This window comes from Streptomyces endophyticus, assembly GCF_035798155.1.
Classification (GTDB): Bacteria; Actinomycetota; Actinomycetes; order Streptomycetales; family Streptomycetaceae; genus Streptomyces; species Streptomyces endophyticus.
Window position 1 is genome coordinate 43,368 of sequence record NZ_JAOZYC010000148.1, and the last position, 26,592, is coordinate 69,959.

The 26,592-nt window shown below is 71.9% G+C and carries 22 protein-coding genes; 8 read left to right on the forward strand and 14 right to left on the reverse strand.

What is annotated here, in order from left to right; translation table 11 throughout:
- Positions 1 to 12 precede the first annotated feature (12 nt).
- The 12 genes from OKJ99_RS28740 to OKJ99_RS28795 all read right to left on the reverse strand — a co-directional run bounded on the left by OKJ99_RS28740 (position 13) and on the right by OKJ99_RS28795 (position 14,953).
- Positions 13 to 1,026 carry an ROK family protein gene (locus OKJ99_RS28740; RefSeq protein WP_326020720.1) on the reverse strand — a complete coding sequence of 338 codons (1,014 nt, stop codon included), beginning with the start codon at positions 1,024 to 1,026 and terminating at the stop codon, positions 13 to 15.
- Positions 1,027 to 1,034: 8 nt separating this feature from the next.
- Entirely contained in the window at positions 1,035 to 1,895 is an 861-nt protein-coding gene (locus OKJ99_RS28745) for a carbohydrate ABC transporter permease (RefSeq protein ID WP_326020721.1), read from the reverse strand.
- Complete coding sequence (locus tag OKJ99_RS28750) at positions 1,892 to 2,890, reverse strand: carbohydrate ABC transporter permease (protein WP_326020722.1); 999 nt, start codon at positions 2,888 to 2,890, stop codon at positions 1,892 to 1,894. Before OKJ99_RS28750 ends, OKJ99_RS28745 begins: the two co-directional genes overlap by 4 nt.
- A gap of 1 nt (position 2,891) precedes the next feature.
- A complete protein-coding gene (locus OKJ99_RS28755) occupies positions 2,892 to 4,259 on the reverse strand; it encodes an ABC transporter substrate-binding protein (protein ID WP_326020724.1) in 1,368 nt (455 codons plus the stop codon).
- A gap of 187 nt (positions 4,260 to 4,446) precedes the next feature.
- Positions 4,447 to 5,502, reverse strand: coding sequence for a LacI family DNA-binding transcriptional regulator (locus tag OKJ99_RS28760; RefSeq protein ID WP_326020725.1), 1,056 nt, complete (start codon positions 5,500 to 5,502; stop codon positions 4,447 to 4,449).
- The gene (locus OKJ99_RS28765; protein WP_326020727.1) at positions 5,502 to 7,385 is read right to left on the reverse strand and encodes an alpha-amylase family protein; all 1,884 of its coding nucleotides are present in this window, start codon (positions 7,383 to 7,385) and stop codon (positions 5,502 to 5,504) included. The genes OKJ99_RS28760 and OKJ99_RS28765 overlap by 1 nt, the downstream gene beginning before the upstream one ends.
- Positions 7,382 to 9,235: an MBL fold metallo-hydrolase gene (locus OKJ99_RS28770; protein ID WP_326020729.1), complete on the reverse strand. Its 1,854-nt coding sequence runs from the start codon at positions 9,233 to 9,235 to the stop codon at positions 7,382 to 7,384. The genes OKJ99_RS28765 and OKJ99_RS28770 overlap by 4 nt, the downstream gene beginning before the upstream one ends.
- 89 nt (positions 9,236 to 9,324) lie before the next feature.
- Positions 9,325 to 10,230: a Gfo/Idh/MocA family protein gene (locus OKJ99_RS28775; RefSeq protein WP_326020731.1), complete on the reverse strand. Its 906-nt coding sequence runs from the start codon at positions 10,228 to 10,230 to the stop codon at positions 9,325 to 9,327.
- Positions 10,227 to 11,510, reverse strand: a complete 1,284-nt coding sequence (locus OKJ99_RS28780) for an ROK family transcriptional regulator (protein ID WP_326020733.1) — start codon at positions 11,508 to 11,510, stop codon at positions 10,227 to 10,229. The genes OKJ99_RS28775 and OKJ99_RS28780 overlap by 4 nt, the downstream gene beginning before the upstream one ends.
- 39 nt (positions 11,511 to 11,549) lie before the next feature.
- On the reverse strand, positions 11,550 to 12,416 hold the full coding sequence (locus OKJ99_RS28785; protein WP_326020763.1) for a carbohydrate ABC transporter permease: 867 nt from the start codon (positions 12,414 to 12,416) through the stop codon (positions 11,550 to 11,552).
- 44 nt (positions 12,417 to 12,460) lie between these two features.
- Positions 12,461 to 13,483 carry a carbohydrate ABC transporter permease gene (locus tag OKJ99_RS28790; RefSeq protein ID WP_326020735.1) on the reverse strand — a complete coding sequence of 341 codons (1,023 nt, stop codon included), beginning with the start codon at positions 13,481 to 13,483 and terminating at the stop codon, positions 12,461 to 12,463.
- Between the two features lie 63 nt (positions 13,484 to 13,546).
- Positions 13,547 to 14,953, reverse strand: a complete 1,407-nt coding sequence (locus OKJ99_RS28795) for an ABC transporter substrate-binding protein (protein WP_326020736.1) — start codon at positions 14,951 to 14,953, stop codon at positions 13,547 to 13,549.
- A gap of 131 nt (positions 14,954 to 15,084) precedes the next feature.
- Between OKJ99_RS28795 and OKJ99_RS28800 the strand changes: the two genes are divergently transcribed.
- The 8 genes from OKJ99_RS28800 to OKJ99_RS28835 all read left to right on the forward strand — a co-directional run bounded on the left by OKJ99_RS28800 (position 15,085) and on the right by OKJ99_RS28835 (position 23,813).
- On the forward strand, positions 15,085 to 16,131 hold the full coding sequence (locus tag OKJ99_RS28800) for a zinc-dependent alcohol dehydrogenase (RefSeq protein WP_326020738.1): 1,047 nt from the start codon (positions 15,085 to 15,087) through the stop codon (positions 16,129 to 16,131).
- Between the two features lie 47 nt (positions 16,132 to 16,178).
- Positions 16,179 to 16,979 (forward strand): sugar phosphate isomerase/epimerase family protein, encoded by an 801-nt coding sequence (locus tag OKJ99_RS28805; RefSeq protein ID WP_326020740.1) that lies wholly within the window; start codon positions 16,179 to 16,181, stop codon positions 16,977 to 16,979.
- Positions 16,976 to 18,325: an MGH1-like glycoside hydrolase domain-containing protein gene (locus OKJ99_RS28810; protein WP_326020742.1), complete on the forward strand. Its 1,350-nt coding sequence runs from the start codon at positions 16,976 to 16,978 to the stop codon at positions 18,323 to 18,325. The genes OKJ99_RS28805 and OKJ99_RS28810 overlap by 4 nt, the downstream gene beginning before the upstream one ends.
- Positions 18,322 to 20,211 carry an amylo-alpha-1,6-glucosidase gene (locus OKJ99_RS28815; RefSeq protein ID WP_326020743.1) on the forward strand — a complete coding sequence of 630 codons (1,890 nt, stop codon included), beginning with the start codon at positions 18,322 to 18,324 and terminating at the stop codon, positions 20,209 to 20,211. The genes OKJ99_RS28810 and OKJ99_RS28815 overlap by 4 nt, the downstream gene beginning before the upstream one ends.
- A gap of 48 nt (positions 20,212 to 20,259) precedes the next feature.
- Positions 20,260 to 20,937, forward strand: a complete 678-nt coding sequence (locus OKJ99_RS28820) for a uracil-DNA glycosylase (protein WP_326020745.1) — start codon at positions 20,260 to 20,262, stop codon at positions 20,935 to 20,937.
- Entirely contained in the window at positions 20,934 to 21,902 is a 969-nt protein-coding gene (locus OKJ99_RS28825; protein ID WP_326020746.1) for an N-acetylglucosamine kinase, read from the forward strand. Before OKJ99_RS28820 ends, OKJ99_RS28825 begins: the two co-directional genes overlap by 4 nt.
- A gap of 140 nt (positions 21,903 to 22,042) precedes the next feature.
- Complete coding sequence (locus OKJ99_RS28830; RefSeq protein WP_326020748.1) at positions 22,043 to 22,978, forward strand: sirohydrochlorin chelatase; 936 nt, start codon at positions 22,043 to 22,045, stop codon at positions 22,976 to 22,978.
- 184 nt (positions 22,979 to 23,162) lie between these two features.
- Positions 23,163 to 23,813: a class I SAM-dependent methyltransferase gene (locus OKJ99_RS28835; RefSeq protein ID WP_326020750.1), complete on the forward strand. Its 651-nt coding sequence runs from the start codon at positions 23,163 to 23,165 to the stop codon at positions 23,811 to 23,813.
- 12 nt (positions 23,814 to 23,825) lie between these two features.
- On the opposite strand, the gene OKJ99_RS28840 is transcribed toward OKJ99_RS28835, so the two are convergent.
- Entirely contained in the window at positions 23,826 to 24,866 is a 1,041-nt protein-coding gene (locus tag OKJ99_RS28840) for a lactonase family protein (RefSeq protein ID WP_326020752.1), read from the reverse strand.
- Between the two features lie 61 nt (positions 24,867 to 24,927).
- Positions 24,928 to 26,253, reverse strand: a complete 1,326-nt coding sequence (locus OKJ99_RS28845) for a nitric oxide synthase oxygenase (RefSeq protein WP_326020754.1) — start codon at positions 26,251 to 26,253, stop codon at positions 24,928 to 24,930.
- Positions 26,254 to 26,592 lie beyond the last annotated feature (339 nt).

Here is a 26,592-nt window from a genome sequence, read left to right on the forward strand (position 1 = left end):
GGCGGGTCGGTGTCAGCTGAGGGTGGGCATCGGTGTGCCCGCCCCGTCGTGTTCCGTGAGGCGTTCGAAGGCGATGGCCGCCGCGCCCAGCACTCCGGCCCGGTCGCCGCCGGTGGCGGTCACGATGCGGGCGGCGCCTGCGGCAGGTCCCATCGCGAGGCGGGCCACCTTCTCCCGTACGGGGGCCAGGAGTTGTTCGCCGGTGCGGGTGACACCGCCGCCGAGGACGACGAGCTCCGGCTCGTAGAGGTTGACGATGGAGGCGAGGCCCTGGGCGAGGATTTCGCAGGTCTCCTGCCACAGCTCCGCGGCGAGTTCGTCGCCCTCGCGAGCGGCGCGCGCCACCTCGGCGGCGGTGATCTCATCGTCCGGCAGCCCCGCGAGCACGGTCCGCCGGTCGAACTCGAGGGCCTCACGGGCCCGTTCGGCGATCGACGTGCCGGACACGTACGCCTCCAGGCAGCCGGCCCGGCCGCAGCTCTTGCAGGTCCGGCCCTCGGAGCGGACGGTGATGTGTCCCGGCTCCCCGCCGTTGCCCGCCGCGCCCCGGTAGGTGCGGCCGTCGATGACGAAGCCGCCGCCGACTCCGGTGGACACGGTGAGGTACACGAGGTGGCGGGTGCCGCGTCCTGCGCCGAACCGCCACTCCCCCGCCGCGCCCGCCGTGCCGTCGTTGTCGAGGACGGACGTCAACCCGTAGGCATCGTGGGCCAGTTGCGCGATGGGAATGTTCAGCCAGCCCGGCAGGTGCGGCGGCGCGACGAGCACACCCGACGTGGAGTCGAGCGGCCCGCCGCAGCCGATGCCGCAGCCGAGCAGGGCGCGCCGCGCGTCCTGCGGCGCGAGCCCGGCCGCGCTCAGAGCGGCGTGCCCGAGCGTGAACAGGCGGTCGAGACAGGCCTCGGGCCCCTCCTCGACGCGGGTGGGCACCGTCAGGAACGACAGCGTCTCCCCGTCCTCGCGCACCACGCCGGCCGCGAGCTTGGTGCCACCGATGTCGAGCGCGAGCACGCTTGAGTTGGTCATGTGACTGTTCAGCCCTTGCTTCCTGTGGTGGCGATGCCCTGCGTGAAGTGCCGCTGGCAGACGAAGAAGGCGATGATCATCGGCACGGTGACCACGACACTGGCCGCGCAGACGATCTCCCAGCGCATCTCGCCGCCGTCGCCGAACTGGTCAAGGACGGCCTTGAGGCCCCGGGGCACCGTGTACAGCTGGGGGTCGCGCAGATAGATGAGGGGTCGGACGAGGTCGGTCCAGGAGGCCTGGACCTCGAAGATGAAGGTGACGATGAGGGCGGGGCGGCACAGCGGCGCCGCGATCCGCCAGAACAGCGTCCAGTAGCCCGCGCCGTCCACTCGGGCCGCCTCGAACAGCTCGCGCGGCAGGCCGAGGAAGAACTGGCGGAGGAGGAAGATGTAGAAGGCGCTGCCGAACAAGTTGGGTGCCCACAAGGGGACTTGGGAGCTGGCGAGATGCAGCCAGTTCCACACCATGTACTGCGGCACCATCGTGACGGCGGCGGGCAGCATCATCGTGCCGATGACGAGCGCGAACAGGGCGTCGCGGCCGGGGAAGCGGAAGTACGCGAACCCGAAGGCGACGATGGCGCTGCTGACCGTGACGGTCACGGCTGCGGCCAGGGTCACCAGGACGCTGTTGCCGATCCAGGTGAACAGCGGCAGCGCGTTCCAGAGTTCCTGGTAGTTCGACCACTGCACCACGTGCGGGATCAGCGCGTTGTCGAAGACGTCGGTGGACGGCTTGAGCGAGGCGCTGATCAGCCACACGAACGGGTAGAGGAAGACGACGGAGGCGAGCAGCACGCCGACGACGCGCAGCGCCCGCTTGGCGGTCCCTTCCTTCGTGTCGGGTCGCATCGTGAGCTGGGTCATCGCTGGTCACCCTCGTAGTAGACGAACCGCTTGCTGACCTTGGCCTGGATGATCGTGATGACGAGGATCACCAGGAACAGCAGCCATGCCAGGGCGGAGGCGTACCCCATGTGCATGTACTGGAAGGCCTGTTGGAAGAGGTAGACGACGTAGAACAGGGCCGCGTCGCTGCTGTACGACTGCGTGGTGGCGGTGCCGAAGAACGCGGTGTACGCCTCCGTGAACGTCTGCAGCGAGGCGATCGTGTTGACGATCAGCGTGAAGAACAGGGTGCCGGAGATCTGCGGCAGCGTCACGTGCCGGAACGACGTCCAGCGGCCCGCTCCGTCCAACTCGGCTGCCTCGTACAGGTCCTTGGGGACACTGCGCAGCGCCGCGAAGTAGATGACGACGGTGGAGCCGACCGACCACAGGCTGGTGAGCACGAGACCCGGCTTCACCCAGAAGCTGTCGGTGGTCCAGGACGGTCCTTCGATGCCGAAGAACCCGAGAACGTGGTTGATCAGGCCGACGTTTCCGTTGAACAGGAGCAGGAAGAGGATGCCGACGGCGACCGGCGGTGTCATCACCGGCAGATAGAACACGGTGCGGAAGAGCCCGGCGGTGCGGCCGACCTTCAGCAGCAGCATGGCGAGTACGAGCGCGAAGGCCATGGCCAGCGGCACCCGCAGCACGGCGAAGATCAGCGTGTTCATCAGCGACTTCGCGACCTGCGGGTCCTCGAAGAGCTGCTGGTAGTTGGCGAACCCGACGTTGTGGGTCGATCCGATGGCGTCGTAGTCCGTGAAGGACAGCACGAGGCTGGCGAGCATCGGGCCCGCGGTGAAGACGACGAAGCCGACGATCCACGGCGAGATGAAGCCGTACGCGGCCCAGATCTCGCGGCGCCGCGCGCTGCCTGCGGCCTTCGGCGTTCCGGTGGCCGGGCCCTGGGCGCGCGCTGTCCTGCCGGACTTCGAGGACCTCGGGGGCTTCGGGGTGAGGACGGACTGCACGCTACTCACGTCCTTCGTTGGCGAGGTCGAGCGCGCTCTGCGCCTTGCGCTGCGCCTGGTCGAGTGCCTGCTGAGGGGTCTGCTCGCCGGAGAGGACCCGGTTCACCGCGGACTGCCAGGCCTCCTTGAACTCGCTGCCCGCCGGGTTGGACGGGACCGCGAAGCCCTTGCGGGAGAGGTCGAAGACGATCCGGGTCGCCTTGTCGAAGGCCTTGTTGCCGGTGGGCTTCCAGACCTCGTGCTCGATGATGCGGTCCGCGGCGAGGTTGCCGGTGACGTCGCCCGTGTAGGGCGAGCCGCTCGCGCGCGTCTCCTTCGCCTTGGCCCGCGCGGCGTGCACCCACGTCTTCGTCGACGTCATCGTCTTGATGAACTCGCAGGCGGCTTCCGGGTGCTTGGCGTTCTTGGGGATCGCCCAGCCGAGGCCGGAGGACCAGTTGAGCGGCTTGCCGTCGCGGCCACGGAACACGTCGGGCGCGAGGTCGATCTTGGGCGAGGCCCCGGCGAGGACGTTGACGTACCAGTCCTCCATCGGGAACGAACCGAGCTGTTCGCGCACGAACTCGTTCTTCGCGCCGAACATGTCGAACGAGTCGCGCAGCGCCTTCAGCTTCCCCCAGCCACCCTGTGCGTCGACCAGCTTCACCGCGTACGTGAGGGCCTGCACGGCCTTCGGGTCGTTCAGCTCGGCGGTGCGGCCGTCGGCGCTGATCAGGTCGGCGCCGTTGGCCTTGGCCCACATCGGGAAGAACTCGGGGATCTTCGGGTCGAAGCCGATCCGGGTGAGCTTGCCGCCGCTGCGCTTCTGCAGCGTGCGCGTCGCGGCCTCCAGCTTCTTCCAGTTGCCGGTGGTGAACTCGGCGGCACTCGTGCCGTTGTCCTTGAGCACCTTGTCGTTGGTGAGCAGCAGCCGACTGTCGTACGAGTCCGGGAGCGCGTAGACCGTGCCGTCGAGGGAGCCCTCGTCGATGGCGGTCCTCACGTAGCCGCCCGTGTCGATGCGCTCGCGCTTGAGGCAGTCGGTCAGCGGCATCAGCGCTCCGCGGGCCGCGTAGCCGCCGACGAGGGTGCGGTCCATGACGACCGCGTCGGGGGCGTCGCCCGCGGCGACGGCGGAGAGGAACTGCTGCGAGTCGAAGGCGCCTTCGTTGACCTGGATGCGCAGGCCGTCGGGCGCGAGTGCCTTGCGGGCCGCGTCCATACGGTCGCTCGCGAGGGCGTCGGACTGCATGAACCCCATGGTGGTGAACGTGGAGTTGCCGCTGTCGGCCATGCTCACGCCGCCGCAGCCGGACAGCGCCGGCAGCAGGGCGAACGCCGCGACGAGTCCCGCCGCCTTCCGGCGTATGCGCTGAGGTGGTGCCGCCATCATCTCTCCTTTGAGTGGCTGGCTACACGAGGGTGGGGAGGGGGATGCGGCTCAGATCCACCGAGGTCCTGTCGACCTGCCGTCGGTGTGGCATCGATCCCATGTGAGAACGTAACCATGTCGGGTGCGAGCGTCAACGGTTTTCGGCCGTGCAGTTGCTGGAATTGAGCGGTGGGTCCGAGTGGGGTCAGTTCTTGGGGGGCGCGGTCGAGCCGCGCAGCACCAACTCCGGCTGCAGAACGACCGATTCGGCCCGTCCCGCCCCGTCCCGCCCGACCCGGTCGAGCAGCAGCTCGGCGGCGCGCCCACCGAGATCGAACACGGGCTGCCGTACGGCGCTCAGGCCCGGCTCGACCATCTTCATCCACGCCAGGTCGTCGAACGAGACGACCGAGCAGCCCTCCGGCACGGCTGAGCCGCGCCGCTTGAGCTCCTGCCACACGAGTTCGGCCATGACGTTGTTCGCGGCGAACACGGCGGTCAGGGCGGGGTTTCCGTCGAGGAACGCGGCGAGCTGCGCGGCCTGGTCCCCCTCGCCCTGGCTCAGGTCGAGCACATGCCGGCGCGGCACGGGCAGGCCCGCGTCACGCAGCGCCGACCGATAGCCCTTGAGCCGGTTGCGCCCGGTGTCCCACTGGACCTCGTCGACGACGATGCCGACGTCACGGTGGCCGAGTCCGATCAGGTGCTCCACGGCGAGCCGCGCGCCCCGCTCGTTGTCGATGGCGACGGCGTCGCAGCCGCGCACCCCCGACCTGCGGTCCAGCTCCGTGACCGGCACGCCGTGCCCGACGAGGGTCTCGGTGGCCCCGCGCGCGACGGGCGTGAGCAGCACCCCGTCGGCCCGCATCGCCAGGAAGGCGCGCGCCCCGGCGGCGGCCCGCTCCTCGTCGGCGTGGTCGTCGACGAGCACCATCTGGTACCCGGCCGCGGACAGGGCGTGCTCCACTCCGGCGGCCAGCTCGGCATAGAACTGGTTGCGCAGGTCGGAGACGAGGACACCCACGAGGCCGCTGCTGCGCCCCTTCAGGGTGCGCGCCGACACGTCCGGTACGTAGCCGAGCCGCTCGGCGGCGGCCTCGACCCGCTCCTTGATGTGATCGGCGACGTAACCGTGTCCGCCGAGCGCCCGGGAGGCCGTCGAGCGCGAGGTGCCCGCGGCCTCGGCGACATCGCGCAGGGTCGCCCGCGCGCGCCTGCCGCCCGAACCGCCGCCGCGCACAGCCGCCGCCCCGTTCGCCATCAGGCCGTCCTTCCCGTCGCCCCCGCCGGCCTTTTCGGCCCCGCCGCGCCACTCCCGCACTGGTCACGTCCGCGCCATCGGGCCCACATCGTCCGCAACGCAGCGTAGTCGATGTCCTCCAGCGGCTCGCCCGTCCGGTCCACATGGGTACTCAGGTAGAGCGCGGGGACACCGAGTTCGTCCTTCATCCCGGTGTACGCGCGCCACTGTTCACGGTCGGGCGCGCACCAGTCGTCGGTGTCGACGGGTGTCCCGGGGCAGGCGGCCGAGGCGACGGCGGCGCGCAGCCGCATCTGCGGCACCACGCGCGCGTACGGGTCCGGATCGTCGAGGCGCAGCATGTCGTTGAGCCGGATCATGTCGGTGACGTCGGCGAAGGCCGGGTGCGGGGTGTGGGTGACCACGAGCGCGTCCGGCTTCGCGTCCTTGGCCGCCTCGTACACGACCTCCAAGTAGGCGTGCAGGAGCGCGATCCCCCACACGCCGGCGTCGTGGATGCGCAGCCCTTCGCCCGCCGGGGTGTCGGCGGTGAAGTCGATCTTCAGGCCGTCGGCGTCGATCCCACCGGCCCCCTCGGGCGACAGCATGGTCCGGATGTTCTCGGCGAGGAGCGTCCGGGCCTCGGGGTGGGTGGGGTCGAGAGCGACCGGGTGACCGTCCGTGGTGCGCACGCACAGTTCGTCGGGGACACCTTCGGTGGCCCAGGCCCGCCACCACAGGAGGACCTTCTGGCCACGGGTGTGGCGGGCGGCGATCCACTGCTTCAACGACGGCCAGCGGGTGGTGTCCGGCTGCCAACTGCCGTACTGGCGTTGCCATTTGTCGTCGATGACGACGGTCCCGGGTACGAGGCCGTGGGCTTCGAGGTGGTCCAGGTGCGCGTCGTACTCGGCCTGCGTGCTCAGCGCGGGGGCGGGGCGACCGGTGGCGCGCGAGCGGGCCATCTGGGCGCCCCAGCCGCAGAACATCGGCTCCGTCCACCATCCGGGGCGGTCCTCGGGAGCGGTGCGCGGGCGCGCGGCCCAGCCCTCGCGCTCCAGCCATTCGCGGTGGGCGCGCAGGCCGGTGTACGGGTCCGGGTGGCCGGGCGAGACGAGCACGGAGGGCGAGCGGTGCACGCCGTCGACGCGCGTGTGCCCCTCGTGGGCGAGGGCCAGGTGGAAGCCGCCATCTGAGGGCACGTACGTCAGCTCGGTGAAGGTCAGGGCGTCGAGGGGCGCTCCGGCCGATACGGTCCACCAGCCGTGCGGCGCCGCCGCGGAGGCCGGGTCGGCGGCCGGGTCGGCGGCATCGTCGAGGCGGTCCTCGGTCAGGGCGAGGGCGAGCGGGGCGGGCGTGAAGAACCAGTGGCCGCGGCCGGGGCGGGCGTCGCCGCACACTCCGATGACGGCGCTCTCGCCCGCGCCCCGGGTGAGACGGCGGGGCGGGCCCGGGTTCGGCGTGAAGAGCGTCTGCCAGGCGTGGCCGCTCGGGCGCAGGCCGCCGCCGCGGCCGCCGAGCGCGGCGCGCCCGGCGAGCAACAGGCTCTGCCGCAGCGCGCCTTCACCCTCGACCTCCCAGCCGAGGACGGGCCCTTCGGGTGTGCAGGTGATCCGGGTGCGGGCCGCGCGCCAGGCGCTGCTGCGGCGGGCGATCGTGACCACCGGGTGCGGGCCCGTGACATCGAGTTCGGGGGTCTCGAAGGACAGGGTCTCGTCGGTGCGGTCGGTGCGGTCGAGGGCTCCGGCGAGTTCGAGGTGGACGGGGTGGTTCGGCACGGAGGCGTCGGTCGTGCGCAGTTCGCCGGACTGGCCGTCGGCAGCGACGGTCAGTCGCCAGCTCGCGGCACGCACCTCCACGGCCCCGTCGACGTACCTGCCGTGCACGGATGGTGTTGTCGTCATCGCACGCTCACCAATGCCTCCGCCTGCTGTCCGAACGCCATCTGCCCCACCGTCAGATCCACCGCCACCCGCATCCGCTCCGCCACTGGGGCGTCGGCGGGCACCCGCAGGGTGAACCGGGCCTCGGCCACCTCCCCGGCGGTCAGCTTGAGTTGGCGTACCGGTGGATCGGCGCGCCAGTCGGGCGGGACGACCAGTTCGAGCCGGGCCGTCTCCGCCCGGGGGAACGGATTGCGCACCTCGACCGTGAGCGGCACCGTGCCGCCCGGCGCGGGCGCGCTGCGATACGGGAAGATCCGAGCCCCGAACCCCTCCGCCTCGAAGTCGACGTCGCGCGGCAGCAGTTCACGGTGCAGGCGGGCCAGGCGCGCGCCCTCCGTGGACAGCATGTCGAGGTAGGCGTCGCTCACCTCGAACGGGTGCCAGTGCCCACTGATCATCACCTCCGGGCGCAGCCGCTGGTACAGCTCGGCGCTGCGCACGAAGTCGTCGATGCGGAAGCGGTTGCGGTACTGGTAGTTGAGCAGTTCGGGCTGCCCGCTCTCCGGCGTCCACGCGGTGTTCTGCTGGTCCCCCGTGGCGATGACCCGACGGCCGTCGACGGTGAAGGAGTACGCCGCCGCGTAGAGAGTGTGGCCGGGCAGTTCGTGGACACCGATCTCGTACTCGCGCCAGCGCACGGTGCCGTTGTCCGGCAGCGCGCGGTCGACGGGGATCGGGTCGTACCAGAGGCAGGGCAGGTCCCAGCGGGTGGGCGCGGCGAGCACGGGGGCGATGTGGGCGGGGGCCCAGACCTGGGTGCCGTGCACCTCCCGGAGGAGGTTGAAGCCGGCGACGTGGTCGTCGTGGTAGTGCGTCGGCAGGGCGACGTCGACGCGCTCGACGCCGTGGTCGCGGCGCAGCGCCTCGATCGAGGCGAGCAGCGGCCGGCGCGAGGAGCGGTCGTGGCCGCCCGGCAGGCCGGTCGTCAGGTCGAAGCCGAAGTCGATGAGGAGGGCGGTGCCGCTGTCGGAGAGCAGGGCGTAGGAGTTGGCCATGCTCGTGACGTTGCGCAGCAGGTGCGGGGTGACCGGCTTCCACGGCCTCGCGAGCATCGGCTCGGGGTCCCAGGGGGTGGCGCGGCGCATGTCGATGAGGTCTTGGAGGTGGGTGCGCAGTCGGGCCACCGCGGCGGGCGGGTCGGTGACGGTTCCGCCGTGGGAGGGGAGCAACAACTCTGGTCTCTGGTCGAGGAGTTGGAGGCACGAGAGGATCGTCGCCGCAGCACCTTCCACGCCCGCGTTCGGATGCCATCCGGTGTACGCCCACTGCGTCGCGGCGAGCGACCACACGCGGCCCTCGCCGTGGATCAGGTCACCGGTGAAGGCGAGACGGCGGCCGCCGATGTCCACGACGTAGCCGACCGAGCCGACGGTGTGGCCCGGCAGCGGCAGCGTGTGGATGTCGAACGCGCCGTGCCGGACGGTGCGGTACTCGGCGACCGTGCCGGTGACCGGGACCTGGTTCAGGAGGGAGAAGCGGTCCTGGCGCACGTCGTAGTCGTTGGCCAGGGGGCGGGTGCGCCAGTGCTCGTCGACCGCGTCGATCAGGTCGCGTTCCACTGGGGGCACCCAGATCCTGATGCCCTCGCGGGCGGCGCGGGCCAGGCCCTGGACCTGGTCGCGGTGGTGGTGGGTGACGAGGATGTCGGTCACCCGGTCGATCCCCAGGGCGGCGAGTTCGTCCAGGACCCGGCCCGCGCCGAAGTCGATGAGGACGGCTTCGCGGTCGCTGCGGAGTACGTAGACGTGGCACGTGTCTTCGAAGCGGAAGACGTCCTCGGTTATCCGCCGGTATGGCATCGATCCCATGTGGGAACGGTGCCATGTTGATGGGGGCGGGTCAATGGTTTCACTGCGGCGGGGTTGCGGTCTCGGGGCGCTGCCCCGGACCCCGCTGCTCAATCGCCGCAGGGGCTTTCATTGGTCGCCTGGGCCAGCAGGCGCTGCAGGTGCAGGCCCCTGTGCGCGTCCAGTTCACTGGACCGCCCCAGCCGCACCGCCTCCGCGAACTCGCGCCGCAGCACCGGCCAGCATTCCTCGTGGTCGATCTCGGAGGTGTCGTAGATCAGCTCCGGGCCCGGGCCGAAGAGTTCGACTCGGGTCAGGGCGCGGTCCCGGGCAACGCGACCCGAAAGCGACGCCTGGCTCACCGCGCCGTTCTCGTGTTCGCAGGTCAGCTCAAGCCAGCGGCGGGAGTCGCCCGTGGCGCGGATCGACGCGATCGGGCCCACGGCCGCGTCGAGGAGGTCGAGGAGGTGGGGGCCCAGGTCGAGGAGGGCGCCGTGTTCCAGGCGCCAGGACGTGGCGAAGTCGCCGCCCAGGAAGGCTCCGTGGAGGTAGCAGGAGCGGGCGCCCGTCACCTCGGTGTGCCGTGCCTGTTCGATGAAGCGGCGCGTCGTCGGGTGGTAGCGCTTCGTCAGGACGAGTTGGGAGACGACGCCCGCCTCGTCGATGGCGTCCACGAGGCGTTCCGCCGATGCCAGGTCCAGGGCGAGGGGCTTCTCCAGCAGCACCGCCTTGCCCGCCTTCGCCGCCCGCGGCGCCAACTCCGCCTGCACGGACGGCGGTACGGCGAAGGCGACCGCCTCGCAGTGGTCGAGGAGTTCGTCGAAGCTCGCCGCCACCGCCGCGCCATAGGGCTCGGCCGTCGCGCGGGCCGCGTCCGTCCGGCGGGCCCAGACGGCGGTGAGGCGGGTTTCGGGGCCCGCGGCGAGCATGCGGGCGTGCATGGTGCGGGCCCAGGGCCCGGCGCCGACGAGTGCGACCCGGACGGGGGCGTGGGGCCATGCGGCGTTGTCTGTCACGAGGTTCCTTGCGGTTCTTGCGCGGCGGCGGCGTCGTCGGCGGTGGCGGTGGCGGTGGCGTCGGATTGGGCTTCGGCGAGCGCGCGCAGGCGGGCGTCCGCGCGTTCGGGTGCGTAGAGGACGTCGACGACCATCGCCGCCGCGCCGATCAGGCCCGCGCGGTCGCCGAGCCGAGAGGTGACGACGTCGAGGTGGGCGGTGGTGCGGGGCATCGCGCGCTGGTAGAGGAGTTCGCGTACGCCGGTGAGGAAGGGGATGCTCGCGAGGTCGCCCGCGAGCATCAGGACGCCGGGGTTGAGGAGGGTCACGACCGTGACCAGGACCTCGCCCGCGCGCTGTCCCGCTTCGCGGGCGAGGCGGACCGCGTCCGGGTTCCCCTGCTCCAGGAGTGCCTTGACGTCGGCGCCGGTGGACACCTCCATGCCCTGGTTGGAGAGGTCCCTGGCGAGCGCGCGGCCGCTGGCCACCGCCGCCAGACAACCGTAGGACCCGCACATGCACAGCGCGTCGGGCTTGTCGTGCAGCCGGATGTGGCCGATGTCGCCCGCGCCGCCGTCGACGCCGCGGAAGATCTCGTTGTTGACGACGACGCCCGCGCCGATGCCGGTGGACACCTTGATGAGGACGAAGGCGGCGCAGTCGGGGTGGCCCACCCGGTGTTCGGCCAGTGCCATCAGGTTGGCGTCGTTGTCGACGAAGACGGGGACCGTCCGGCCCGTCGTGTCCTCCATCGAGGCGCCGACGTGCTCGGCGTAGGCCTCCCGCATCCGCTCCCTGATCGGGAAGCGGTCCCAGCCCGGCATGATCGGCGGCTGGACGACCTGCCCTGTCTCCCAGTCCACCGGGCCCGGCACCGACAGGCCGATGCCGCAGACCCGCTCGGCCGGGGTGCCGGACGTCGTAAGAAGCTCCGGGAAGCAGCGGGCGAGGCGGTCGAGCACGCGGTCGGGCCCGTCGCCGATGTCGAGGTCGACGGTCCGCTCCGCGAGGACCGTGCCCCCGAGGTCGAGCACGGCCACGCGCGCGTACCGGGTCTCCAGGTCCACCGCGAGGACGGCCGCGTGGCCGGGGTCGAAGACGATGCGGTGCGAGGGCCGCCCGCCGGTGGACGTGCCGGTGTCCTGGCGCAGCCAGCCCGCCCGGTCGAGTTCGTCGAGGCGGAACCCCACCGTGGACCGGGACAGGCCGGTCGCGCGTTGCAGCTCGGCGCGGGTCGTGGCGCGGCCGGCGCGGATCAGCTGCAGCAGCCGGCCCGCGCTCGCCGGGCTTGGCGTGCTCATCGCCTTCTTCCCCCTGCTCACCTGCGTTGTTCCCTCCGGTCAGCTCTTGTCCGCGCCGGCGGTGAGACCCTCGGTCAGCAGGCGTTCCGCGGCGAAGAACAGGATTACCACGGGGATCGTCAGCACCACGGACCCGGCCATCAGCACCGTCTTGGACACCTCGATGCCGTTGGACAGCTGGGCGAGGCCGAGCGACACCGTCCACTTGTCGGGGTCGGCGGCCAGGAAGAGGAGCGCGAAGAGGAATTCGTTCCACGCGATCATCAGCACGTAGAGGCCCGTGGCCATGAGCGAGGGCAGCGCCAGCGGGAGGATGATCTTCCGGACCGTCTGCAGGCGGCTGCAGCCGTCGAGCGCCGCCGCCTCCTCGATCGAGAGCGGGATGGTGACGAGGTAGTTCTTGAGCATGTAGATGGCGACCGGGACGGTCTGCGCGACGTACACGATCGCGAGTCCCACGAGGCTCGACGACAGGCCTATCTTCGCGAACATCACGAACAGCGGGACCGCGAGCAGCGTCGACGGGAACATGTAGACCGCGAGGAACAGCGCGCTGACCTGGCGGTTGCCGAAGAACTTGAGGCGGCTGATGGCGTACGCGCCGGGCACCGCCGCGAGCAGGGTCAGGAAGACCGTGCCGAGGGACACCAGGGCCGAATTGCGCAGGAGTTGGAGGAAGCCCTGGCCGCCGTTGTCGGTGGAGCGCAGCACTTCGGTGTACGTGTCGAGGGTGAACTGCTTGGCCGACACCCACAGCGAGCCGGGGTCGAGGAGCAGTGCGTCGATCGGCTTCACCGACAGCAGCAGCATGTAGTAGAAGGGCACGATCGTGATCAGCGCGAGGAACGCGATGACGACCCAGCGTGCGACGCCGAAGAACCGCTCCTCGAACCGGGCGCGTGTCATGACCCGCCTGCCGCCACCGGTACTGGTGCTGGTGCTGGTGCTGGTCACGACTCCTCCTGGACCTTGTTGCCGAAGAACTTGAAGTACAGGCCCAGGAGGACCATGAGGGCGACGGCCAGGACGAGGGCCTGGGCGGCCGCGGCGCCGACGTCGTAGCGCGAGGTCAGGAAGTCGTAGACGCGCACGGCCGCGACGTCGGTGCCGGCGCCGCCGCCGGTCAGCAGGTAGACGTCGTCGAACTTGTTGAACGTCATGATGAAGCGCAGCACGCACAGCAGCGCGATCACCGGCATGAGCTGCGGCAGCATGACGTGCCGGAAGCGCTGGGTGGGCGTGGCGCCGTCGACCATCGCGGCTTCCTCCAGGCCGTCCGGGACCGCCTGGAGGCGGGCGAGGATGAAGAGGAAGGCGAAGGGGAAGTAGCGCCAGCACTCGAAGGCGATCACCGTGAGCAGGGCCAGCGGGATGTCGAAGTGCAGGCCGAGCAGGTGGACTTCGTAGCTGCGCGTGGACAGGAACGCGATGGGGTCGTCCCAGCCGAAGAGCTTCTGGCCCCACTCGTTGACGATGCCGTACTGCGGGCTGAGCGCGACCTCCCACACGAACGCGACGGCCACGACCGGTGCCACGTACGGCAGCAGCATCGCGGCGCGCAGCAGGCCACGCCCCCGGAAGGGCTTGCGCAGGGCGAGCGCGGCGATCAGTCCGAGGGCGACGGAGCCGAAGGTGGCGCCGACGGTGTAGAGGAGCGTGGTGCCGAGGCTGGACCAGAAGCCGGCGGAGTCGAAGACCTGCGAGAAGTTGCGCAGGCTCCAGTTGCCGAACAGGCCCATGTCCTGGATGTCGACGAGCTTGGCGCGCTGGAAGGCGAGCAGCACGGTCCACAGGATCGGCAGCACCACGACGACGAGGACGACGAGGAAGGTGGGGCTGACGAAGGCGAGGCCCGCGCGGTTGGTGCGGCGGCTCGCGGTCATGGGCTTACGCCCGCGGCGGCCGCCGGTCGGTGCCGGTGATCCGTCCGGCGGGTCGGTGCGCTGCTTCGCGCCTGTGGTGGCTGTAGTCATGGCGAGGCTTTCGACGAGAAGGTCACGAGGGAGGCACGAGGGAGGGCAGGGCGGAGGCGGCCGCTACTGCAGGGACTTCTTCAGGGCGGCGACCTCTTCCTCGGCCTCGCGCGAGGCCTCGCGGGGTGAGGTCTGGCCCGCGGTCATGGAGCCGATGGCCTTCGGGACGGGCAGTTCGCCGTTGGTGGCGCCGACCAGCGCGCCCTCGCCCTGCTCGATGCCCCAGCGGCGCAGGTCGCCGATGCCGCCGGCCAGTTGGTCGAGGACCTGCGGCGAGTAGACCTCGTCGAGGGGCTTGCGCTCGCCGACGCCGATCTTGCTGTGCCGCCAGGCGGCCATGTACTTCTCGGGCTCGGCGGCGGTGCCGCGGCGGACCGGGATCTTGCCCTCGGGGGCCTGTCCGAACCAGGACTCGTAGCCGCTGCCCATCATGTACTCGATGAACTCGCGGGAGGCGTCCGTCTCGGCGGTCTTGGTGGTGACCCAGGACGTGATCTCGCCGAACTGCGCGGCCTTGTCCCCCTCGGCGCCCTTGAGCGCGGTGACGATGCCGGTGTTGTCGGCGAGGAACTGCTTGTCCTTGCCGTCGCATTGCGGGCAGCTGGGCAGGGCGTCCTTGCGCAGGCCAGCCAGCTCGTCGAGGAGGAACGAGGACCAGATCATCATGGACGAGCGGCCCGCGAAGTAGGTGGCGCGCGTCGAGTCGACGGTCTGGGTGCCGGGGGCTCCGTACTCGCGCGCCAGCTGGTCGTAGGTGTGGAACGCCTTGACGCACTGTGGGGAGTCGAGGGTGACCTTGCCGTGGCCGTCGACGAGCTGGCAGTTGTTGGCCAGCGCGAGGCTCTCGAAGCTCTGCGAGGTGAAGACGTCCGAGGGGTCGGTGGCGGCGGAGACCCCGTCGTGCCCCTTGGTGGTGAGCTTCTTGGCGGCCTTGACGAGCTTGCTGTACGTGTCCGGCTTCCCCAGCCCCGCCTTGGCGAAGTCGTCCTTGCGGTAGACGAGGAGCTGCAGCCAGGCGTCGGAGGGGACGCCGAGGTTGACCTTGCCGTCGCTGGTGAGCTGGAGCGCGTTCTTGTCGAACGTCCCCGGGTCCAGCTTCTTGACGATCTGCCGGGGTATGTCCGTGTTGAGCAGGCCATTGCTGTACATCTGCCAGGTCTGGCCCATGGGTGCGGCGCCGATCACGTCGGGCAACCGTCCTGACGCCGCCGCGGACATGATGAGTTGGGGCATCTGCCCCTCGTCGACGCCGACGAGATGCACCTTGACGCCGGTCTTCTTCTCGAAGCCGTCGATGATCCTCTGCGTCGCCGCGACGCGGTCCGGGAGGTTCTCCTGGGACCACACGGTGATCTCACGGTCCGGCTTTCCCGGTCCTGTGCCGCCGGAGCAGCCGGTGAGCAGTCCCATGCCCAAGGCTGCCGTGGCGCCGACCGCGGTCATCCTCGACCGTCGCGTCCTGGTGCGCATTGCCCGTCCTCATCGCCGACTTACGTCTATCAAGCACGCATCTCAGCACTACTTTTGCCTGTTGACAAGACATAAGTTGCGGATATTGTCGACTCAACCAACAGGCACACCACCCTTTTTCGGAGTCGTCCGTGGAACGCGTCGTTCAATTCACAGGTCCCCGCCAGGTGGAGGTGGCCGAGCACGAGAGCCTGGAGCTGCCGCCGGGCCACCTGCGCGTCCACACCCGGTACTCGGGCATCTCGGCCGGCACGGAGCTGACCGCCTACCGCGGCACGAACCCCTATCTGACCCGGACCTGGGACGCCGAGGCCCGGCTGTTCCGCGACGACGAGGCCGGCATCTCGTACCCGGTCGTCGGCTGGGGCTACTCCGAGGTCGGCGAAGTCGCCGAGGTCTCCCCCGAGTTGGCGGGCACGCCCGGCATGCCCGAGGTCGGCGACCTCGTGTGGGGCATCTGGGGCCACCGCAGCGAGGGCATCGTCCCGGCCGAGCGCATGATCGGCCACACCCTCCCGGCGGGCCTCGAACCCCTCGCCGGCGCCTTCGCCCGGGTCGGCGCCATCGCGTACAACGCGATCCTGGCCGGCGGCATCAACCTCGGCGAGGACGTCGCCGTGTTCGGCCAGGGCGTCATCGGCCTGATCGCCACCCGCCTCGCCCAGCTCAGCGGCGCCCGCGTCACCGCGGTCGACGCGATGGACGCCCGCCTGGAATCGGCGAAGAAGTACGGCGCCCACGCCACGCTCAACGCCCGCACGGACGCGGTCGCCGAGCGCATCCGCGAGGCCACCGGCGGCCGCGGCACCGACCTCGCGATCGAGATCAGCGGCGCCTACCCGGCGCTGCACCAGGCCGTGCGCTCGGTGACCGTCGGCGGCCGCGTCGTCGCCTCCGGCTTCTACCAGGGCGACGGCATCGGCCTGCGGCTCGGCGACGAGTTCCACCACAACCGCGTGGAGATCGTCTGCTCGCAGATCGGCGGCGTCCCGGCCCCGCTGTCCGGCCGCTGGTCCGTGGAGCGCCTCCAGCAGACCTTCCTGCGGCTCGTCGCCGAGGGACAGGTGGACGTGGAGTCCCTCGTCAGCCATGTCGTCCCGGTCGCGGACGCGGCCGACGCCTACGTCCTGCTCGACGAGCGCCCCGCGGACGCCCTCCAGGTCGTCCTGGCATTCTGAGAAGTTTCGAGACGGCCCCAGAAAGGCCTGAGAGGTACCCAGAGAACATGCTCAAGATCGCTGCCCAGGAACAGCTGCTGCCCGGCGAGAGCCTCCAGCACAAGTGGGAGTTCGCGCAGGGCGCCGGGTACGACGCCATCGAGCTGCGCGCCAAGGGCGACCTGCACTTCGCCTCCCGGCTCCCGGAGTTGAAGCAGGCGCTCAAGGACGGCGTGGTCATGCCGACCGTGTGCGTCGACATGCTGCACTTCTTCGGCGCCTTCGACGACGGGCTGCGCCGCGACGCGATCGTCCAGATGAAGTCGCAGCTGTCCGTCATCGCGGAGCTCGGCGGGCTCGGCGCGCAGACCCCGGCCTCGTACGGGATGTTCTCGCGCCGGCTCCCGCCGTTCGAGCCGCCGCGCTCGGAGCAGCAGGACCGCGAGATCCTGCTCGAAGGGCTCACCGAGCTCGGCGAGCACGCCTCCGCCGAGGGCGTCACGCTCTACCTCGAACCGCTCAACCGGTACGAGGACCACATGGTCAACCGCCTTGACCAGGCAGCCGAGTTGATCAGGGAGGTCGGTCTGGACGCGGTCCGGATCGGCATCGACAGCTACCACATGAACATCGAGGAGTCCGACCCCGCGCAGGCGATCCTCACCCACGCCCCCTACATCGGGCACGCCCAGGTGTCGGACTCCAACCGCTTCCAGCCGGGCGCCGGACACCTCGATTGGCAGGCGTGGCTGGGCGCGCTGCACGCCGCCGGTTACGAGGGGTACCTCGCGGCCGAGTGCCGGCTGACCGGTGACCCGGTCGAGGCGGTCCGTTCCGTGCCCGCGTTCCTCAAGGGGTCCGGCGCGTGACCGTTCTCCTCGACGCGCCCGCCCGCACCGCCGCCGCGGACCTGACCCTGCGGCGCGGTGCGGGCCGGGTCCTCCTCGACAACTGGGTGGGCACGAGCACGGTGCCGTCCCGAACCCTGTATCCGCATCAGTGGAGTTGGGACTCCGCGTTCATCGCGATCGGCCTGCGGCACCTGTCCGCACGCCGGGCGCAGCGTGAGCTGGAGTCGCTGCTCGGGGCGCAGTGGGGCGACGGGCGTGTCCCGCACATCGTGTTCAACTCGGCGGTGCCGAACGGGGCGTACTTCCCGAGCCCCGACTTCTGGCGCTCGTCCACGGCGGGCGCCGGGGTGGGCGCGCCGGTCTCGCCCGAGACGTCGGGCATCGTCCAGCCGCCCGTGCACGCGCTGGCGGCCTGGCTCGTGCACCGGGCCGATCCGGCCGAGTCGCGGCGCCGCGGCTTCCTGCCCCGGGTGTACCCGCGCCTCGTGGCCTGGCACCGCTACCTCCTCGACCGACGCGATCTGGGCGGCGGTGGCCTCGCCGCGATCGTGCACCCGTGGGAGCCCGGCATGGACAACAGCCCTTGCTGGGACGCCCCGTTGGCCCGCGTCACACCGGCCGCCCCCGGCAGCTACCGGCGCGCCGACCTCGACCACGGCCACCCGGCGGACCGGCCCACGGACCTCGACTACGGCCGCTATGTGCGGCTCGCCGTCGACTACCGCGACGCGGGGTACGACGACCGCGCGGCCGCGCATCCGTTCCGGCTCGAAGACCCGTGCATGAACGCCCTGTTGATCGCGAGCGAGCTGGCGCTCGCCGAGATCGCCCGGTGCGTGGGCGGCGACGCGGACGCCCACGAGGCACAGGCCGCGAAGCTCACCGACGCGCTCGTGACGCGGCTGTGGGACGACGAGGCGGGCCTGTTCCGGGCCCGCGACCTGGTCGACGACGCGTTCGTGCCGGCGCGCAGCGTGGCGGGGCTCGTTCCGCTGCTCGCGCCCGGCCTGCCCGAGACCGTCGTGGACCGCCTGGTGTCGACGCTGGAAGGACCGGCCTTCCACGCCGACTCCACGGCCCTCGTGCCGAGTTACGACCTGACGGGCCCGGCCTTCGACCCGACCCGGTACTGGCGGGGCCCCGCCTGGTTCAACACCGCGTGGCTCATCGAGCGCGGCCTGCGCACGCACGGCCGGCACGTCCACGCCGACCGGATCCGCGCCGCGTTCCTCGACACGGCGGGAGCGTCCGGCTTCGCGGAGTACGTCGACCCGACCACGGGCGCGGCGCGCGGCGCCCGCTCCTTCTCGTGGACGGCGGCGCTCGCCCTCGACCTGCTGAACTCCGAGGAGGCAACCCGATGAGCGGCGCCGCCCCACACGCTCAACTCGTGTGCGACGCCACGTTCGCGCACATCGACCCCGACGGCGGTGTCACCGGTACGCGCGGGGCGACCCCTGACGGGTTGTTCGTGCGCGACGCCCGGCACCTGAGCCGCTGGCGGCTCACCGTCGACGGCTCCTCGCCCGCCGTGCTCTCCCCCGTCGGACAGGCCGGGGAGTGCGTACTCACCCCGGAGGGGACCCGCGACGCGCCGCCCGCGTACACCGTGTTCCGCCAACAGGCCGTCTCGGCAGGCGAGTTCACGGACGTTCTGCGGTTGGTCAGCAACAGTCCTGATCCGCTCGTCGCCGAGGTCGTCATCACCGCGGACGCCGACTTCGCCGACACCTTCGAGCTGCGCGCGGACGAACGCAGCTACCCCAAGCCCGGCGCGGAGCGCACGGCTCACCGCACGGACACGGGCGTCGAGTTCGACTACCGCAGGGCCGACTGGCACGCGCGCACCGTCGTGTCCGCGACCCCCGCGCCCGACTCCGTGCGCGGCGAAGGACCGTACGAGCTGGTGTGGCGGCTGAGTCTGGCGCCGCACGGCCGGGCCGAGCTGCGGCTGAGCGTCGCGGCGCATCCGCACGGCGGGCCACAGCTCGCGGCGGACCGGGTTCGCGGCGGCGAGGTCGAACTCGTCGACGTATCAGACGACTTGGGCAGGGCGTGCGCCCAAGGGCTCGCGGATCTCGACCTGTTGACGATCTCCGCTCCCGGCGTGGACGGTGAGCCCGTCAGCATCCCGGCGGCCGGTGTGCCGTGGTTCCTCACCCTGTTCGGCCGGGACTCACTGCTCACCTCGTACTTCATGCTCCCCTACCGGCCCGCCCTCGCGGCCGGCACGCTGAGCGCGCTCGCCGCCACGCAGGGACGGGAGTACGACGCGTTCCGCGGCGAGCAGCCCGGCCGCATCGTGCACGAGACGCGGCGCGGCGAGCTCGCCCACTTCGGGCAGGTCCCGTACGGGCGTTACTACGGGACGATCGACGCGACACCGCTGTTCCTGGTCCTCCTGCACGCCCACTACGAGACGACGAAGGACGCAGCGCCCGGCGCCCGCCTGGAGGCGCACGCGCGCTCCGCCGTCGACTGGATGCTCGGCGACGGCGGCCTGCGCGAGCACGGATATCTCGTGTACGAGCCGGACCCGAACGGCCTCGTCAACCAGAACTGGAAGGACTCCGCCGGCGCCATCTGCTTCAAGGACGGCACCCAGGCGGAGGGCCCCATCGCCGTGTCCGAGGCCCAGGGGTACGCGTACGACGCGCTGCGCCGCACGGCCCGACTCGCCGCGGAGGTGTGGCAGGACGCCGCGTACGCACGGGAGTTGGACCGGCTCGCCGACGAGCTGCGGGCGCGCTTCGCCCGCGACTTCTGGCTGGCCGGGGACGACTTCCCGGCGCTCGCCCTCGACGGGAAGGGCCGTCAGGTCGACGCGCTCGCCTCGGACGCCGGGCATCTGCTGTGGTCCGGCATCCTCGACGAGGACCGCGCACGACGCGTGGGCGCGCGCCTCCTCGATGCGGACTTCTTCTCCGGCTGGGCGATCCGCACGCTCGCCGCGGGCCAACGCCCGTACCACCCGCTGTCGTACCACCGCGGCAGCGCCTGGCCGCACGACAACGCCGTCATCGCGCTCGGCCTCGCCCGCTACGGACTCGGCGACGAGCTGCGCCGGATGGCGGCCGGCCTCATCGCCGCGGCGGCCGGGCACGGACACCGCCTCCCCGAGGTGCTCGGCGGCTACGCCCGCACCGACGCCGCCCGCCCGGTCCCCTACCCGCACTCCTGCTCCCCGCAGGCGTGGGCGGCCGCGACACCGTGGGCGCTGCGCACCGCTCTTACCACGGTGGGTGGTTGACGGCGGCCGGTTGAGTCGGGATGCCGGTGCGGCAGTAGGGTGACGCCCGTGGCACCACGACCTCTGCATGAAATCGTCGAAGCGGGCTGGGCGAAGGCCCTTGAGCCCGTGGCCGGGCAGATCTCCGCGATGGGGGAATTCCTCCGCGCGGAGATCGCCGCCGGGCGCACCTATCTCCCGGCGGGCGCCAACGTGTTGCGCGCCTTCCAGCAGCCGTTCGACGACGTGCGGGTGCTGATCGTCGGGCAGGATCCTTACCCCACGCCAGGGCACGCCGTGGGGCTTTCGTTCTCTGTGGCTCCGGATGTGCGTCCCCTGCCGCCCAGCCTCATCAACATCTACCGCGAGTTGAACGCGGACCTGGGCCTGCCTGAGCCCTCGAACGGGGACCTGACCCCGTGGACGCAGCAGGGTGTGCTGCTGTTGAACAAGGCGCTCACCACGGCTCCGCGGCGTCCCGCCGCGCACCGCGACAAGGGCTGGGAGCAGGTCACCGAGCAGGCGATCCGCGCCCTCGCCGCGCGCGGGACGCCGCTCGTGTCGATCCTGTGGGGCCGTGACGCGCGCAATCTGCGGCCGCTGCTCAGCGACTACCCGGCGGTCGAGTCCTCGCACCCCTCCCCCATGTCGGCGGACCGCGGCTTCTTCGGCTCCCGCCCGTTCAGCCGGGCCAACGACCTTCTCGAACGCCAGGGCGCGCAGCCCGTCGACTGGCGGCTGCCGTGACCCGGACCCCGGCCGAGTGGGTGCTCGGGGTGGACTCGGGCGGCTCGGGGCTTCGGGTCGCCCTCGCGCCCGTCGGCGACATCGGGCGCGCGCTGACGACCGCTTCGGCCGTCCCTGTGCGTACGTCCGGCTCCGGCATCGACCCCGGGCACATGGTGGAACAACTCGTCCCGATGACACGGGAGTTGCTCGGCCGGGCCGGCGATGTCGTGGTGTCCGGCGCCGCGTTGGGAGCGGCCGGAATGGCGACGCTCGGCGACGGGCTGCGGGCCGAGCTGCCGGGGGCGCTCGCGCGTGAACTGGGCGTCGAGCGGCTCGCGTTGGCCGCCGACGGTGTCACCGCGTACGCGGGTGCGCTCGGGCAGCGGCGCGGCGCGGTCGTCGCCGCGGGCACCGGGATGATCGCACTCGGCACCGACCTCGCGAACTGGCGGCGGGCCGACGGGTGGGGGCACCTGCTCGGGGACTGCGGCGGCGGCGCGTGGATCGGACAGGCCGGGCTCGACGCCGCGATGCGCGCCTTCGACGGGCGGCGCGGCGCGAGCAAGGCGCTGCTCGCGCTCGCCGAGGAACGCTTCGGGCCCGCCATCGAGCTGCCGGGCCGGATCTACCCGCGCACCGACCGCCCGGCGGCGCTCGCCTCCTTCGCCCCGGATGTGGCGCGCTGCGCCGTCGACGACCCCGCGGCCGCCGACATCCTGCGCCGGGCCGCCGCGCACATCGCCGAGGCCGCCGCGGCGGTCTGCCCGCCCGACGGCGGCGAGGTCGCCCTGACCGGTGGCCTTTTCAAGATGGGTGAGCCGCTGCTCGCACCGCTGCGGGAAGCACTGGCCGAGCAGCTTCCGCAGGCCACGGCCGTGACCGCCACCGGCGACCCCCTGCACGGGTCCCTCGTGATCGCCTCCGCGCTCGCGGCGGACGGACTCCGGCTGCCGCTCGACCGACGCCTGCTTCATGTGCCGTAATTCACTTCGAATGTCCCGCACACCCCTCCGGACCAGGACACTTGCAGGATTCGTAACGGAAAGGACAATCTCGGACGGAAACCGCTCACCTGCACCCTGACCGAACAACGAAGCCGGTCGAGCCAGTAGCATGCGGCGCCATGAGCACCCCCACTGGGCCCGCATCCGGCCTGCCCGTACGAATGCCGCGACCCCGACAGCCCGGACGCCACCGTCGCCCGGAACCCGTGGCCGCCCCTGAGGGCGCGCCGTCTCTTGTGCTCGCGGTGCCCGGTACGCCCAGCGCCGCCACGCGCATGCTCGCCGACGAGGTCGTGAGCATCGCCCGTTCCGAGCTGCCCGGTCTGGACGCGCGGGTCGGTTTCGTGGAGGGTGAGCTCACCGATTTCCCGATCTCGGCGGAGTTCCCCTCGCTGGCGTCCGTGCTCGCGCACGCCGCGAAGGAGCGCACCGCCCGCTACGAGCAGGCGCTCGCGGCCGGTGCCGAGGCCCGGGAGCCGGCCGGACCCGTCGGCGTCGTCGTGCCGCTGCTCGCCGGTCCTGACAACGCCCAGCTGCGGCAGATCCGGCAGGCCATCGCCGACAGCCGGGTCGCCGCGGAGCTGACCGATGTGCTCGGCCCGCACCCGCTGCTCGCGGAGGCGCTGCATGTACGGCTCTCGGAGGCCGGTCTGGCCCGCGCCGACCGCGCCCGCCTCTTCGCCGTGACCACCGCCGCGGACGGGATCATCCTCGCCTCCATAGGCGGCGAGGAGGCGGTGCAGGCCGCGGGGATCACCGGCATGCTGCTCGCCGCGCGGCTCGCCGTGCCGGTGATGGCCGCCGCGCTCGACGAGGAGGGGGCGGTTGCCGCCATCGCCGAGCAGCTGCGCGGTTCCGGTTCGCAGCAGCTGGCGCTCGCGCCGTACCTCGTCGGTCCTGAGCTCGACCCGACCGTCCTGGAGGCTGCCGCCAAGGATGCGGGGTGTGCCGTCGCGGAGCCGCTGGGGGCGTATCCGGCGATGGGGAAGCTCGCGCTTGCGAAGTACACGGCGGCGCTGGGGATCACGCCCCAGCCGGTTGCCTCCGGCGGCTGAGCGGTTGGGGGTCGGGGTCCGGGGCCGTGCCCCGGGCCCCCCTTTTTTTGTCCTCAATCGCCGGACGGGCTTGATTGTTGCCGGACGGGCGTTGATGGTCGCTGGACGGGCTTGGTCGGCGGCGGGCGGCCTGATGGTCGTTGAATGACTGACGAGGGTGATCTTTGGCCGTTACGGTCGGGGGATGAGCCTCGATGACGCCCTGGAGACGGAACAGCTGGCTTACTACCGGGCGCGGGCGCCCGAGTACGACCGGCCCTATTCGGAACGGGCGGACCTGCAGGAGTTGTTGCGGGTCAGTGCGGAGTGGCCCGTCGGCGGGGACGTGCTGGAGCTGGCCTGTGGGACCGGGCAGTGGACCGCGCTGTTCGCTCCGCGGGCCACGTCCGTGACGGCCGTCGACGCGTCGGAGGAAGTGCTCGCGATCGCACGGGAGCGGGTCTCCGCGCCCAACGTCCGGTTCGAGCAGGCCGATCTGTTCGACTGGCGGCCCTCGCGGCGCTACGACACCGTGTTCTTCGGTTTCTGGCTGTCGCATGTGCCGCCGGCCCGGATGCCGGGGTTCTGGAACACCGTCGCCGCCTCGCTCGCGCCGGGCGGCAAGGTGGTCTTCGTCGACGACGGGCCGTCCATGGCCGCGGACGAGGAGTTGCTGACGGGCGAGTCCGCCCCGGCGGCGGTGCGCGAGCTCGAAGACGGCAGCCGGTATCGCATCGTGAAGATCTTCCACCAGGCCGAGGCGCTGACCGGGGACCTGGCCTCCCTCGGCTGGGCGGCGAAGGTACGTCCTGAGGCACGGAACTACCTCGTGGGCGTGGCGGAGCCGGCCGTATAGCGATCCGGCTCCCTAGGCGAAGACCACGCAGGACGCGGCCGGCACCGGCACGCTGCCGCCCCGCACCGGCACCCCGGACTCCCGGTCGGCCGTGAACCACGTGACGTCGCCGGAGCGCTCGTTCGCGGCATAGAGGAAGCGTCCTGACGGGTCGAGGGCCAGGTCGCGGGGCCAGTTGCCGCCGCAGGGGACGGTGCCGTGCAGGGTCGGCCGCTCGCCTGTCGGGTCGAGGGCGAAGAGGGAGAGCAGGTCGGCGCCGCGCGTCGCCGTCCACAGGAAGCGGCCGTCGGGGGCGACGACGAGCGCCGAGGGGTACGCGTCACCGGCCGGCGCGCCCGTCAGGACTGGGATCTCCGTGAGCGGCTTGAGGGCGCCGTCCGCGGCGGTCCAGGCGCAGACCGTCAGCGTGGGGGCGAGTTCGTTGAGGACGTACACGTAGTCGCCCGACGGGTGGAAGGCCAGGTGGCGGGGGCCCGAGCCGGGGCGCAGGGCCGTCTCCTCGTGCGGCAGGAGGCCGCTTCCGTCGGGGTTCTTCGTGTACGTGCGGACCGAGTCCGTGCCCAGGTCGACCGCGAGGGCCCAGGCGCCGGTCGGGTCCGGCAGGATCTGGTGGGCGTGCGGGGACTGCTGGCGCTTCGGGTGCGGGCCCGAGCCGGTGTGGCGGTGGACGTCGACGGCGGACCCTGCCGGGATGCCGTCGGCGCGCAACGGGACCGAACTGACGCTGCCGGAACCGTAGTTGGCGGTCAGGACATGCCCGTCCCATACGGACAGATGGGTGGGGCCCTCGCCGCCCACCGGCACCTGCGGCGCGGCGGGCGTCAGCGGCTCGGAGTCCGTGCGGAACGCGGCCACCGCCCCGTCGGCCGTCTCGCTCACCGCGTACAGCAGGCCGCCGGAGACCGTCAGGTACGAGGGGTCGGGCAGCTCGTCCGTGGCGTCGAGGAGTGTGAGCGAGCCGTCCTTCGGGTCGAGCGCCGCGGTCACGATGCCGCGCCCGCCCGCCGCCGTGAACGATCCGATGTACGCCCGCCCTGCCTGACTTCCGGCCACTGCTGCCCCTTTCGGCGTGCGGGCCCGGCGCCCGCGCCGCCGACGGTAGCAGCGGCGGACATCAGAGCAGGTACCGCCAGGGCCTCGTGGGGCGTGCCGTGGCCGGCTCCTCGCCGCGGGCGCGGGTGTGGGCGTCGGGGTGGTGGACGTAGGCGGGGGTGCTCGGTTCGTCGTCGTACGTGCGGTGGAAGACCGGGGTCGTCGAGCCGGAGAGCGGCGGGACGATCCAGGACCAGTCGGCGCCGACGGCGCGGCCGCGGGACTCCTCGCGGGCGACGTGGGTGAGGAAGCGCCGGGACTCGGTGTGGTGGTCGGCCATGGTGACGCCCGCGCTGTCGAAGGAGTGCAACACGGAGCGGTTCAGCTCGACGAGCGCGCGGTCCTTCCAGAGGGAGCGGTCGCTGGAGGTGTCGAGGCCCAGGCGGTCGGCGAGGTAGGGCAGCAGGTTGTAGCGGTCGGTGTCGGCGAGGTTGCGGGCGCCTATCTCCGTGCCCATGTACCAGCCGTTGAAGGGCGCCGCGCCGTAGCAGACGCCGCCGATCTCCAGGCACATGTTGGCGAGCGCGGGGACCGCGTGCCAGCGCAGGCCGAGCCCGGACCACCAGTCGAACTCCGGGTGGCGCAGGGGGACTTCGAGGATCGCGTCGGTGGGGAGGTCGAAGCAGCGGGGCTGCCCGCGCGGGTCCGGCTGCACGAGCAGCGGCAGTACGTCGAAGGGGCTGCCCGCGCCGCCGCGCCAGCCCAGGCGGCGGGCGTACGCGGTGAGTCCGGCGCCGCGCGGGTCGCCGACCACATGGCCGTCGCGCTGGATGTAGCCGGCGTAGCGGATGAGTTGTTCGTTCCAGATGCGGGGGCCCGAGTGGTCCGGCCGGTCGGGGGCGAAGACCGTGATGAGCGGGCGGATGCGGCCTCCGGGGGCCGCCTCGCGGAGGTGGTCGGCGCAGGCCTCGGCGATCTCCTCGGCGGTGCTGAGGTGCCGCAGGTCGCGTACGCGGAGGGACTGCCAGTAGAGCCGGCCTATGCAGCGGTTGGCGTTGCGCCAGGCGACGCGGGCGCCGAAGGCGAGTTCCTGCGGGGTGTGCGTGTACGTGCCCGTGGCCGCGAGTTCCGCGTCGACCTCGGCGAGGCGGGCGGCCGGGTCGCCGAGCTCCTGCTCCGCGTGGTGCTGGCGGACGAACGCGGCCGCGGCGTGCGCGACCTCGCCGGTTCCGCGGGGAGTGGCGGGCTTGGGGCGGGCGCCCTCGGCGGTGACCGGGCAGCGGTCGTGGCGGGGCGGTTCGGTGGCGCGGGCGCCGGTGTGCCGGTTCGGGGCGAGGGCCAGCCAGCCGGCGGCGTCCGCCGGGGCCTTCGCGTCAGCCGTGTTCGTCGCGGTCGTCGCGTCCTCCACGGCTCGTGTTCCGTTCCGGCGCAGGTTGCTACGCATGGTGCACCCCCAGCGACTGGTCAGCGGCGCGCGGCCCGCTCCCGCACGGGCGTGCGCCTTGGACGTTCGATGGCGCGGGGTCTACCCGTCGGGCGAACTGATCCACCCTGTATGTGCCCCGGACACGTGCCTCAAACGGTGGCGCGGTGTCCACGCCGCTGCGAGACAACCACATGCCGGGGCCGGTCGGCGGCCGGTTACGGAGGTGCGGGGAGCGTATGGAGCCGCGCCGGGGGCGCGTGCGGTCGACCGCACGCCCTGCGACAGGTCAGCAAGATCAGCCCCTCCGGCGTTTGAGGAGCG